Annotated in this window: 9 protein-coding genes; 3 read left to right on the top strand and 6 right to left on the bottom strand. The window is 73.5% G+C overall.

Annotated features, from left to right (window positions below; translation table 11 throughout):
- Positions 1 to 100 precede the first annotated feature (100 nt).
- The 3 genes from pyk to pta form a co-directional block, all read right to left on the bottom strand.
- A complete protein-coding gene (gene pyk, locus ACFVQZ_RS09450; RefSeq protein ID WP_383620807.1) occupies positions 101 to 1,531 on the bottom strand; it encodes a pyruvate kinase in 1,431 nt (476 codons plus the stop codon).
- Positions 1,532 to 1,605: 74 nt separating this feature from the next.
- On the bottom strand, positions 1,606 to 2,832 hold the full coding sequence (locus tag ACFVQZ_RS09455; protein WP_383620809.1) for an acetate kinase: 1,227 nt from the start codon (positions 2,830 to 2,832) through the stop codon (positions 1,606 to 1,608).
- The gene (pta, locus tag ACFVQZ_RS09460; protein WP_383620811.1) at positions 2,829 to 4,922 is read right to left on the bottom strand and encodes a phosphate acetyltransferase; all 2,094 of its coding nucleotides are present in this window, start codon (positions 4,920 to 4,922) and stop codon (positions 2,829 to 2,831) included. The genes ACFVQZ_RS09455 and pta overlap by 4 nt, the downstream gene beginning before the upstream one ends.
- 331 nt (positions 4,923 to 5,253) lie before the next feature.
- Between pta and ACFVQZ_RS09465 the strand changes: the two genes are divergently transcribed.
- Entirely contained in the window at positions 5,254 to 6,279 is a 1,026-nt protein-coding gene (locus ACFVQZ_RS09465; RefSeq protein ID WP_030492554.1) for a 6-phosphofructokinase, read from the top strand.
- A 94-nt stretch (positions 6,280 to 6,373) separates the two neighbouring features.
- On the opposite strand, the gene ACFVQZ_RS09470 is transcribed toward ACFVQZ_RS09465, so the two are convergent.
- The 3 genes from ACFVQZ_RS09470 to ACFVQZ_RS09480 all read right to left on the bottom strand — a co-directional run bounded on the left by ACFVQZ_RS09470 (position 6,374) and on the right by ACFVQZ_RS09480 (position 9,489).
- Positions 6,374 to 6,982 (bottom strand): helix-turn-helix domain-containing protein, encoded by a 609-nt coding sequence (locus ACFVQZ_RS09470; RefSeq protein WP_030492553.1) that lies wholly within the window; start codon positions 6,980 to 6,982, stop codon positions 6,374 to 6,376.
- A 189-nt stretch (positions 6,983 to 7,171) separates the two neighbouring features.
- Positions 7,172 to 7,858 carry a response regulator gene (locus ACFVQZ_RS09475; RefSeq protein WP_030492552.1) on the bottom strand — a complete coding sequence of 229 codons (687 nt, stop codon included), beginning with the start codon at positions 7,856 to 7,858 and terminating at the stop codon, positions 7,172 to 7,174.
- A complete protein-coding gene (locus tag ACFVQZ_RS09480) occupies positions 7,855 to 9,489 on the bottom strand; it encodes a sensor histidine kinase (RefSeq protein ID WP_030492551.1) in 1,635 nt (544 codons plus the stop codon). Before ACFVQZ_RS09480 ends, ACFVQZ_RS09475 begins: the two co-directional genes overlap by 4 nt.
- A 128-nt stretch (positions 9,490 to 9,617) precedes the next feature.
- Between ACFVQZ_RS09480 and ACFVQZ_RS09485 the strand changes: the two genes are divergently transcribed.
- Positions 9,618 to 11,033, top strand: coding sequence for a cation:dicarboxylate symporter family transporter (locus ACFVQZ_RS09485; RefSeq protein ID WP_383620815.1), 1,416 nt, complete (start codon positions 9,618 to 9,620; stop codon positions 11,031 to 11,033).
- Positions 11,034 to 11,211: 178 nt separating this feature from the next.
- Positions 11,212 to 12,087, top strand: coding sequence for an alpha/beta fold hydrolase (locus ACFVQZ_RS09490; RefSeq protein WP_383620817.1), 876 nt, complete (start codon positions 11,212 to 11,214; stop codon positions 12,085 to 12,087).
- Positions 12,088 to 12,145 lie beyond the last annotated feature (58 nt).

Raw genomic sequence — 12,145 nt, forward strand, 5'->3', positions numbered from 1 at the left:
GTACCGCGGGGGGGGCCGCGCCCCCCCCCTGCGCGGGGGGGGGGCCCCCCCCCGGGGGGGGGCCCCCCCCCGGCCGTCTGTGCGGAGGAGGGGCGGCGGGTCAGTCGCGTTCGCCGTTGCCCAGGTGGTGGACGCGGACCATGTTGGTGGTGCCGGGGACGCCGGGCGGGGAGCCGGCGGTGATGACCATGGTGTCGCCCTCGTTGTAGCGCTGGAGCTTCAGGAGCTCCGCGTCGACGAGGTCGACCATCGCGTCGGTGGTCTCGACGAAGGGGACGAGGAAGGACTCGACGCCCCAGCTGAGGGTGAGCTGGTTGCGGGTGTTCTCGTCCGTCGTGAAGGCGAGGATCGGCTGCTGCGCCCGGTAGCGGGAGAGGCGGCGGGCCGTGTCGCCGGACTGGGTGAAGGCGATCAGCGCCTGGCCGCCGAGGAAGTCGGCGATCTCGCAGGCCGCGCGGGCGACGGAGCCGCCCTGGGTGCGCGGCTTCTTGCCGGGGACCAGGGGCTGGAGGCCCTTGGAGAGCAGCTCCTCCTCGGCCGCCGCGACGATCTTCGACATCGTCTTGACGGTCTCGATCGGGTAGGCGCCGACGGAGGACTCCGCGGAGAGCATGACCGCGTCGGCCCCGTCCAGGATGGCGTTGGCGACGTCGCTCGCCTCGGCGCGCGTCGGACGCGAGTTGGTGATCATCGACTCCATCATCTGGGTGGCGACGATGACCGGCTTGGCGTTCCGGCGGCACATCTCGACGAGCCGCTTCTGCACCATCGGGACCCGCTCCAGCGGGTACTCGACGGCGAGGTCGCCGCGGGCGACCATGACGGCGTCGAAGGCGGCGACGACCTCGGCCATGTTCTCGACGGCCTGCGGCTTCTCGACCTTGGCGATGACGGGGACCCGGCGGCCCTCCTCGTCCATCACCTTGTGCACGTCCTTGACGTCGGCGGCGTCGCGCACGAAGGACAGCGCGACCATGTCGCAGCCCATGCGGAGCGCGAAGCGGAGGTCCTCGACGTCCTTCTCGGAGAGGGCCGGGACGTTGACCGCCGCACCGGGCAGGTTGATGCCCTTGTGGTCGGAGATGACACCGCCCTCGATGACGACCGTCTTGACCCGGGGGCCGTCGATCTCGACGACCCGCAGCTCGACGTTGCCGTCGTTGATGAGGACCTGGTCGCCCTTGGAGACGTCGCCCGGGAGGCCCTTGTAGGTGGTGCCGCAGATGGACTTGTCGCCGGGGACGTCCTCGGTGGTGATGGTGAACTCGTCCCCGCGGACCAGTTCGACCGGACCCTCCGCGAAGGTCTCCAGCCGGATCTTGGGGCCCTGGAGGTCGGCCAGCACACCGACGGCGCGGCCGGTGTCGGCGGCGGCCCTGCGGAGACGGTCGTACCGCTCCTGGTGCTCTGCCTGGGTCCCGTGGCTCATGTTGAATCGGGCCACGTTCATGCCGGCCTCGATGAGAGCCTTCAGCTGCTCGTACGAGTCGACGGCGGGGCCCAGCGTGCAGACGATTTTGGAACGGCGCATGAGGCGGATCCTATCGGTTTGTTTCACTGCGGAATATTCCGACTGGCGGAAAGTACAAATGGGCGCGGGCCCGCTCAGGCGTTCACCTTTCCGGCCGTCAGCTCGAAGGTCTGGCGGGCGATCTCCAGCTCCTCGTCGGTCGGCACCACGGCGACCGCCACCCGGGCGTACTCGGGCGAGATCACCCGGGGTTCACCGGACCGCACGGCGTTGAGCCCGGCGTCCACGGCGAGGCCCAGTTCCTCCAGGCCGGCGATGGCGGCCTCCCGTACCGGCGCCGCGTTCTCGCCCACGCCGGCGGTGAACACGACCGCGTCGACCCGGCCGAGCACCGCGTAGTAGGCGCCGATGTACTTCTTCAGCCGGTGGACGTAGATGTCGAAGGCGAGCGCGGCCCGCTCGTCGCCCTCGTCGACCCGGCGCCGGATCTCGCGCATGTCGTTGTCGCCGCAGAGGCCCACCAGCCCCGACCGCTTGTTGAGCAGGACGTCGATCTCGTCCGCCGACATGCCCGCCACCCGCTTGAGGTGGAAGGTGACCGCCGGGTCGATGTCTCCGGAGCGGGTGCCCATGACCAGGCCCTCCAGCGGGGTCAGACCCATCGAGGTGTCCACGCAGCGCCCGCCGCGCACCGCCGAGGCGGAGGCGCCGTTGCCGAGGTGCAGCACGATCACGTTCACCTCCTCGGGTTCCTTGCCGAGCAGCTTCGCCGTCGCCCGGGACACGTACGCGTGCGAGGTGCCGTGGAAGCCGTAGCGGCGGATCCGGTGCGCGTCGGCGGTCTCCACGTCGATCGCGTACCGGGCCGCCGCCTCCGGCATCGTGGTGTGGAAGGCGGTGTCGAAGACGGCGACCTGCGGCAGGTCGGGGCGCAGTGCCATGGCCGTGCGGATGCCGAGCAGGTTCGCCGGGTTGTGCAGCGGCGCCACCGGCACCAGCCGCTCGATCTCGGCGATCACCGCGTCGTCGATGACGGTCGGCTCGGTGAAGCGCAGCCCGCCGTGCACCACCCGGTGGCCGATCGCGGCCAGCTCGGGGGAGTCCAGGCCGAGCCCGTCCGCCGCCAGCTCCTCGGCCACCGCCTTCAGCGCCGCCGCGTGGTCCGGGATCGGACCGGTCCGCTCGCGCCGCGCGCCGTCGCCTCCCCGGAGCGGGGTGTGCGCGAGCCGGGAGGTGTCCTCGCCGATCCGCTCGACGAGCCCCTGCGCCAGCCGGTCGCCGCCGGCCATGTCGAGGAGCTGGTACTTCACCGACGAGGAGCCGGAGTTGAGGACGAGGACGCGGGTGGGGGTGCCGGTCATGCGGGGAGCTCCTGAGCCGGGGTCGGGACCTGGGACTGGATCGCCGTGATGGCGACCGTGTTGACGATGTCGCTGACGAGGGCGCCGCGCGAGAGGTCGTTGACCGGCTTGCGCAGGCCCTGGAGGACCGGGCCGACGGCGACGGCGCCGGCCGAACGCTGCACCGCCTTGTAGGTGTTGTTGCCGGTGTTGAGGTCCGGGAAGATCAGCACGGTCGCCTGGCCGGCCACCTCCGAGTCCGGCAGCTTGGTCGCCGCGACGGACGGCTCCACGGCGGCGTCGTACTGGATCGGGCCCTCGATCCGCAGCTCCGGGTGGGTCTCGCGGACCAGCTTGGTGGCCTCGCGGACCTTGTCGACGTCGGCGCCGGAGCCCGAGGTGCCGGTGGAGTACGAGAGCATCGCGATCCGCGGGTCGACGCCGAAGCGGGCCGCGGTGGCCGCCGACTGCACGGCGATGTCCGCCAGCTGCTCCGCGTCCGGGTCGGGGTTGACCGCGCAGTCGCCGTACACGAGCACCTTGTCGGCGAGGCACATGAAGAAGACCGAGGAGACGATCGAGGCGTCCGGCTTGGTCTTGATGATCTCGAAGGCGGGGCGGATGGTCGCGGCGGTGGAGTGCACGGCGCCGGAGACCATGCCGTCGGCCAGGCCCTCCTGGACCATCAGGGTGCCGAAGTAGTTCACGTCCGAGACGACGTCGTACGCGAGCTCCACGGTGACGCCCTTGTGGGCGCGCAGCGCCGCGTACTTCGCGGCGAAGGAGTCCCGCAGCGCGGAGGTCTGCGGGTCGATCAGCTGGGTGTCGCGCAGGTCCACGCTCAGGTCGGCGGCCTTCTTGCGGATGGCCTCGACGTCGCCGAGCAGGGTGAGGTCGCAGACGTCGCGGCGCAGCAGCACGTCGGCGGCGCGCAGCACCCGCTCCTCGGTGCCCTCGGGCAGCACCACCCGGCGGCGGTCGGCCCGGGCCTGCTCCAGCAGCTCGTGCTCGAACATCATCGGGGTGACCCGGCCGCTGGGCGCCACCGAGATCCGCTTGAGCAGGTCGGCGGTGTCGACGTGCCGCTCGAAGAGGCCGAGGGCGGTCTCCGCCTTGCGGGGGGTGGCCGCGTTCAGCTTGCCCTCCAGGGCGAAGAGCTCGGCGGCGGTCGGGAAGCTGTTGCCGGGGACGGAGATCACCGGGGTGCCGGGCGCGAGCCGGGCGGCCAGGGTGAGGATCGCGTCGGTGGGCCGCTCGTCGAGGGTGAGCAGGACGCCGGCGATCGGGGGCGTACCGGCGGAGTGGGCGGCGAGCGCGCCGACGACCAGGTCGGCGCGGTCCCCGGGGGTGACGACGAGGCAGCCGGGGGTCAGCGCGCCCAGGAAGTTCGGCAGCATGGCGCCGCCGAAGACGAAGTCGAGGGCGTCGCGGGCGAGGCCGGCGTCGTCGCCGAGGACGACGGTCGCGCCGAGCGCGTGGGTGATCTGGGCGACCGTGGGCGCGGCGAGCGCGGGCTCGTCCGGCAGGACGTAGCAGGGCACGGGGAGGCGGACGGTCAGCCGCTCGGCGATCGTCTCGCGGTCCTCGGCCGCCACCCGGTTGACGACCATGGCGAGCACGTCGCAGCCGAGGCCGTCGTAGGCGCGGAAGGCGTTGCGGGCCTCGGCGCGCACGGACTCGGCGGGCTGGCCCTTGCCGCCGACGACGGGGATGACGGAGGCGCCGAACTCGTTGGCCAGGCGGGCGTTGAGGGCCAGCTCGTCGGGGAGCTGGGTGGCGGCGAAGTCGGTGCCGAGGACGAGGACGACGTCGTAGTCGCGGGCGACCGCGTGGAAGCGGTCGACCAGCCGGGAGACCAGTTCGTCGGTGCCCTGCTCGGCCTGGAGCGCGGACGCCTCCTGGTAGTCCATGCCGTAGACCGCGGAGGGGTCCTGGGTCAGCCGGTAGCGGCTGCGCAGCAGGTCGAAGAGGCGGTCGGGGCCGTCGTGCACCAGGGGGCGGAACACCCCCACCCGGTCCACCTGCCGGGTGAGGAGCTCCATGACTCCCAGCTCGACGACCTGGCGGCCGTCCCCGCGGTCGATCCCGGTCACGTACACGCTGCGCGTCACGCCGTGGTCTCCTGTCCAGTCCTGCGGAAGGGGCCCGTCCCGCGGACGGGCCGTCCTGCGTGAGGGCCCGGCCCGCCGTGGGACCCGGCCCTCGCCCTGCGTCAACCCCCGGCCCCGAAAAGAAGCCGATAGGGCGGCATTACCCCCTTGACAATACCCCCGCACCTGGATAGGTCGCCCGCTGTACGAAAGACCTTCCCGGGGGGACGAAAGCCCCCGTTCGGCCCCGTTCCCGGCACGCGCGGAGCGGCGGCGAGCGGCCCGGACGCACCGTCCGTGGGAGAATCGAGACGGCTTGAACGGACCGCGACCGAGCAGGAGACACAGCACGATGCGCATCGGAGTCCTCACCGCAGGCGGCGACTGCCCAGGCCTGAACGCAGTGATCCGGTCGGTCGTGCACCGGGCCGTGACCAACTACGGCGACGAGGTCATCGGCTTCGAGGACGGCTACGCCGGACTCCTCGACGGCCGCTACCGCCCCCTCGACCTCAACGCCGTCAGCGGCATCCTCGCCCGCGGCGGCACCATCCTCGGCTCGTCCCGGCTGGAGCGCGACCGCTTCGCCGCGGCCTGCGACAACGCCAAGGCGCTCGTCGAGAAGAGCGGCTTCGACGCCCTCATCCCGATCGGCGGCGAGGGCACCCTGACCGCCGCCCGGATGCTCTCCGACGCCGGCGTGCCGGTGGTCGGCGTCCCCAAGACCATCGACAACGACATCTCGTCGACCGACCGCACCTTCGGCTTCGACACCGCCGTCGGCGTCGCCACCGAGGCGATGGACCGGCTGAAGACCACCGCCGAGTCCCACCAGCGGGTGATGGTCGTCGAGGTGATGGGCCGCCACGCCGGCTGGATCGCGCTGGAGTCCGGCATGGCCGGCGGCGCCCACGGCATCTGCCTCCCCGAGCGCCCCTTCGACCCGGCCGACCTGGTCAAGATGGTCGAGGAGCGGTTCGCCCGCGGCAAGAAGTTCGCCGTCATCTGCGTCGCCGAGGGCGCCCACCCCGCCGACGGCACGATGGACTACGGCAAGGGCGAGATCGACCAGTTCGGCCACGAGCGCTTCCAGGGCATCGGCACCGCCCTCGCGTACGAGCTGGAGCGGCGCCTCGGCAAGGAGGCCCGGCCGGTCATCCTCGGCCACGTCCAGCGTGGCGGCACCCCGACCGCGTACGACCGCGTCCTCGCCACCCGCTTCGGCTGGCACGCGGTGGAGGCCGTGCACCGCGGCGACTTCGGCAACATGACCGCGCTGCGCGGCACCGACGTGAAGATGGTGCCGCTGGCGGAGGCCGTCACCCAGCTCAAGACGGTCCCGGCGGACCGGATCCGGGAGGCCGAGTCGGTCTTCTGACCGCTCCCCGCCCCCCTGGACGGAGGTCCCGCACGGCGGGACCTCCGTCGTCTCTTTCCCGGGACCTCGGCCCTCTCTTCCCCGGAAGGGACGGCTAGTGCCCGACGGCCGCCCAGAAGTGGTCGGTGATCGCCTCCAGGTAGGCCCGGCCCTCGTCGCCGGTGGCGCCCGAGGCGCCCCAGCTGGACGTCGCCGCCATGCGGGCGTGGTACTCGGCGTGCAGCCGGGCGAGCGCCGGCTCCACCACGCGCCGGGGCAGCGGCAGCATCCGCACCGCCGGTTTCACGTACGCCTGCCAGCGGGTCGTCGCCGCGTCCCGGAGCAGTTCCGCGAGGCCGGCGTCGCCGCCGGTGGCGGTGATCAGCGCGCGCGGGCCGAGGCCGAGGACCTGGGCGAGCGCGGCCGTCTGCCGCTCGGTGCCCTTCCAGCGGCCCTCGTCCTCCATCCGGCGGTACGCGTGCGCGGCGACGCCGACCTGCCGGGCCAGCTCCTCCACGGACAGTCCGCGCGCCATCCGGTGCTCCCGCAGGGTGGAGGCGACGGCGATCAGGTCGGCGGGCGAGCACCACAGGACGCCCGCGAGGGCGGTCAGCTCCTGTTCGCTCGGCGCGAGGGTGCCGCGTTCCCAGGCGGCGACGGTGTCGGGCGTGACGGGGAGGCCGTACTGCGCCCGCAGGCCGTACGCGACGTGGTTCGGGGCCATGCCGAGTCCCTGGCGCAGGCGGCGGGCGGCCGGGGCGTCGAAGGGTGGAGAGGGATGGTGCACCACGCCACGGTAGGTGCGCGCAGTGACGGATGGCTACGGTGCGTTCATCCGAGGCCAGAGCCTGGAGGAAGGTGGGAACCGGTCGGTAATCGGTGCGTGACGTCCGGTCACCGGAAGACCGCCCCGTCAGCGGGCCGCGCGCCAGCGGTACTGGAGCTCCGGGCGGCCGATCTGCCCGTACTGCGGGGCCCGCACCGCCCGCCCCTCCGTGACCAGGTGCTCCAGATAGCGGCGGGCGGTGATCCGCGAGATGCCGACCGCCGTCCCCGCCTCGGCGGCGGTCAGCCCGGCCGGCGCCTCGCGCAGCGAGCGGGTGACCGCCTCCAGCGTCGGCCCGCTCAGCCCCTTCGGCAGCGTCGCCGGCCGCGGGGCCCGCAGCGCGGCGAGCGCCCGGTCGACCTCGTCCTGCCCGGACGCCTCGCCGGCCGCGCCCCGGAACTCGGCGTACCGGACCAGCCGGTCCCGCAGGGTGGCGAAGGCGAAGGGCTTGAGGACGTACTGGACCACCCCGAGCGACACGCCCTCGCGCACCACCGCCAGGTCGCGCGCCGAGGTGACCGCGATGACGTCGGCCCCGTGCCCGGCGGCCCGCAGCGCCCGCAGCAGGGCGAGCCCGTGCCCGTCCGGCAGGTAGAGGTCGAGCAGGATGAGGTCCACGGGCGTCCGGTCGAGGAGCCGTACCGCCGCGGCCCGCGAGTGCGCCACCCCCACCACCCGGAAGCCCTCCACCCGCCCGGCGTACAGCGCGTGCGCGTCGGCGGCGACGGGGTCGTCCTCGACCACCAGCACCCGGATGTCCTGCGGCCCGGTCACGCCCCGCCTCCCGTCGCGGCGGCGGTACGGGGGAGGGGGACGCGGACCGTGAAGCGGGCGCCGCCCTCCGGCGCCTCGTCCACGGTGAGCGTGCCGGACGCGCGGACGACGGCCTGCCGCACCAGCGCCAGCCCGAGCCCGCGGCCCGGACCCCGGGTGGACCAGCCCCGCCCGAGCACCGCGTCCCGGTCGGCGGGGCGGACGCCGGGCCCGCTGTCGTCGACCCGGAGCAGCAGCTCGCCGTCGCCCGCGCGTGCGGCGACGGTGACCGTCACGCGCGCGTGCGGGGTGCCGCCGGCCGCCTCGACCGCGTTGTCCACGAGGTTGCCGAGGACCGTCACCAGGTCCCGGGGCCCGAGCGCCGGCGGGAGCAGCCCGTCGTCGATCCGGCTGTCCTCGGTGAGGACCAGCTCGACGCCCCGCTCGTTGGCCTGCGCCGCCTTGCCGAGCAGCAGCGCCGCGAGGACCGGTTCGCCGACCGCGTCCACGACCCGGTCGGTGAGCGCCTGCGCCAGCTCCAGTTCGGCGGTCGCGAACTCCACCGCCTCGGCCACCCGCCCGAGTTCGATCAGCGACACCACCGTGTGGAGCCGGTTCGCGGCCTCGTGCGCCTGCGAGCGCAGCGCCTCCGTGAACCCGCGCTGCGAGTCCAGTTCGCCGGACAGCGCCTGGAGTTCGGTGCGGTCCCGGAGGGTGACGACGGTGCCGCGCCGCTCCCCGCCCACCACCGGGCGGGTGTTGACGACGAGGACCCGGTCGTCGGTCAGATGGGTCTCGTCCACCCGCGGCTCCGAGGAGAGCAGCGCTCCGGTCAGCGGCGCCGGCAGCCCGAGTTCGGCGGGCGACCGGCCGATCACCCCCTCGTCGAGGCCGAGGAGCGTGCGGGCCCCGTCGTTGATGAGCGCGATCCGGCGCCGCCCGTCGAGCATCACCAGGCCCTCCCGCACCGCGTGCAGCGCGGCCTCGTGGTAGTCGTGCATCCGGCTCAGCTCGGCGGCGTTCATCCCGTGGGTGTGCCGGCGCAGCCGCGCGTTGATCACGTACGTGCCGGCGCCGCCCAGCGCCAGCGCGGCTCCGGCCATCCCGAGCAGCGCGGCCACCTGCTCGCGTACCTGCGCGCTGATCCGCTCGATGGTGATGCCCGCGCTGACCAGGGCGACCACCCGCTCCCCGTCGAGGACCGGGGTGACCGTCCGCACCGACGGCCCGAGCGTGCCGGGGTACGTCTCCGAGAAGGTGCCGCCGCGGACCGCGGGTTCGATGTGCCCGAGGTAGGGGCGGCCGATCCGCCCCGGGTCCGGGTGCGTCCACCGGGTGCCGTCCGGCGCCATGATCACCACGAACGCCACGTCGGCGCGGCGCCGCAGCTGCTCCGCGTACGGCTGGAGCGCGGCGGACGGGTCGGCGGTGCGGGCCGCCGCCACCACGGACGGCGAGCCGGCGACGGCCGTCGCGGTGGCGGTGGACTGTCGGCGGGCGGTCTCCTCGGCCTGCGCCCGGTCGGTGACGTACGCGAAGACCGCGCAGCCGGCCACGACCGCGGCCATCAGCACGACCTGCATCGCGAAGAGCTGGCCGGCCAGGCTGCGGGGCCGCGGCCGGGGGAGGGGGCGGAGGAGCGGGAGACGCATGCGAGCAAGTGTGCACGCCGGGATTTGCTCCGGTGCATTGCGTTCCCGAATCGTTCCCCGCGCGGGCGGCCCGGTGACGTTTCGGCCATGAACGAAACGCACGCAACGGTGACCCGGGTCACAGGCTGATGGATAGTCGCGGAGTCCACCGGGACGTGGACACCCATCAGCACGAGGAGGACCCCGTGGCCGCACGCCGGGACCGTACCCACTATCTGTATCTGGCCGTGATCGGCGCCGTCCTGCTCGGCGTCGGCGTCGGCTTCCTCGCCCCCGGCGTGGCCGTCGAGCTGAAGCCGCTGGGCACCGGCTTCGTGAACCTGATCAAGATGATGATCTCGCCGATCATCTTCTGCACGATCGTGCTGGGCGTCGGCTCGGTCCGCAAGGCCGCCAAGGTGGGGGCCGTCGGCGGCCTCGCGCTCGGCTACTTCATGGTGATGTCGACCGTCGCACTCGCGATCGGCCTCGTCGTCGGCAACCTCCTGGAGCCCGGCTCCGGCCTCCACCTCACCAAGGAGCTGGCCGAGGCGGGTGCCCAGCAGGCGGAGGGCGCGAGCGAGGGCACCGCCGACTTCCTGCTCGGGATCATCCCGACCACCCTGGTCTCCGCCTTCACCGGGGGCGAGGTCCTCCAGACCCTCCTCGTCGCGCTCCTCGCGGGCTTCGCGCTCCAGGCGATGGGCCCGGCCGGCGAGCCGGTGCTGCGCGGCATCGGGCACATCCAGCGGCTCGTCTTCCGGATCCTCTCCATGATCATGTGGGCGGCCCCGGTCGGCGCCTTCGGCGCCATCGCCGCCGTCGTCGGCGCGACCGGCCTCGACGCCCTGAAGTCGCTCGCCGTCATCATGATCGGCTTCTACGTGACCTGCGCCCTCTTCGTCTTCGTCGTCCTCGGCGCGCTGCTCCGGCTGGTCGCCGGCGTGAACATCTGGTCGCTGCTGAAGTACCTGGGCCGCGAGTTCCTGCTCATCCTGTCGACGTCGTCGTCCGAGTCCGCGCTGCCCCGCCTGATCGCCAAGATGGAGCACCTGGGCGTCTCCAAGCCGGTCGTCGGCATCACCGTCCCCACCGGCTACTCCTTCAACCTGGACGGCACCGCCATCTACCTCACGATGGCCTCGCTGTTCGTCGCCGAGGCGATGGGCGACCCGCTCTCCGTCGGCGAGCAGATCTCGCTGCTCGTCTTCATGATCATCGCCTCGAAGGGTGCCGCGGGCGTCACCGGCGCCGGACTCGCCACCCTCGCCGGCGGCCTCCAGTCGCACCGCCCGGACCTGGTCGACGGCGTCGGCCTGATCGTCGGCATCGACCGCTTCATGAGCGAGGCCCGCGCCCTCACCAACTTCGCCGGCAACGCCGTCGCGACCGTGCTCGTCGGCACCTGGACGAAGGAGATCGACCGGACGCGGGTGACGGAGGTCCTGGCGGGGAAGTTCCCCTTCGACGAGAAGACGTTCGTGGACGACCACGCCGGTGAGGCCCCCGCGGCCGTGCCGGACCCGCGCGACCAGGGTGAGGAGCGCGCCCGCGCCGGCGTCTGACCGCCCCGCACCTCCTCCCGGGACCCGGGCCTTGAGCCGGATCCGGGCACCGGGAGGAACCCGCCCGCCAGGCCCTCGACCCCCGTCGAGGGCCTTCGTGCCGTACTGGGGTTGACGTTCCCCGGTGCCATGGCGATACGATACGTCTCGTCTTGTTGAACGGTGTGAGGAGAGCGGCATGGCGCGGGAACGGTTCGTGGACGTGGAGCCGGGCGTACGGCTCTGGGCCGAGGAGCACGGCGACGCGGACGCCCCGCCGCTGCTGCTCGTCATGGGCGCGCTGGCGTCCGGGCGGGCCTGGCCCGACGAGCTGGTGGCGCTGCTCGCCGAGCGCCACCGGGTGATCCGCTACGACCACCGCGACACCGGCCGCTCCACCTGGGCGTTCGACGAGCGGCCCTATCCGCTCGCCCGGCTGGCCGTCGACGCGGTCGCCGTCCTGGACGCCTTCGGGGCGGACCGGGCCCATGTCGTCGGCATGTCCCTGGGCGGGCTCCTCGGCCAGCTGCTGGTCGCCGACCACCCGGACCGGCTGCTGAGCGCCACCCTGATCGGCACCAGCGCGCTCAGCACCACCCCGTACGTCCGCCCCGACGGCACCCGGGTGCCGGCCGAGGAGCTTCCCGGACCCTCGCGGCGGCTCCTGGAGTTCTGGTCCCGGCCCGCGGAGGAGCGGGACCTGGAGGCGGAACTGGACCACCGGGTCGCGCACTGGCGGGCCCTGGCCGGCGACGCGCTGCCGTTCGACGCCGAGTGGTTCCGCGCCCAGGAGCGGGCGGTCGTCGCGCACACCGGACACCACCGGCCCGCCACCGCCCACGCCCTCGCGGACGCCTCCGGGCTCCTGCGCACCGAGGAACTGGCCGCGACCGAGGTGCCCGTCCTGGTGATCGCCGCCCCGGCCGAACCGGTCGCCCCGCCCCCGCACGCCGACCACCTCGCCCAGGTGATCCGCGGCGCCCGGATCGCGGAGATCCCCGGCATGGGCCACGCCCTGCCGCCGCAGGTGCACGCGCCGCTGGCGGAGGCGGTCCTGCGGCACACCGGAGCCTGAGAGCGGCCTCCCGCGGACACGAAAAAACCCCGGCTGAATTGACAGTCGGGGTGGTGCG

Origin of the sequence: Streptomyces sp. NPDC057854 (genome assembly GCF_042797055.1) — a bacterium.
GTDB lineage: Bacteria > Actinomycetota > Actinomycetes > Streptomycetales > Streptomycetaceae > Streptomyces.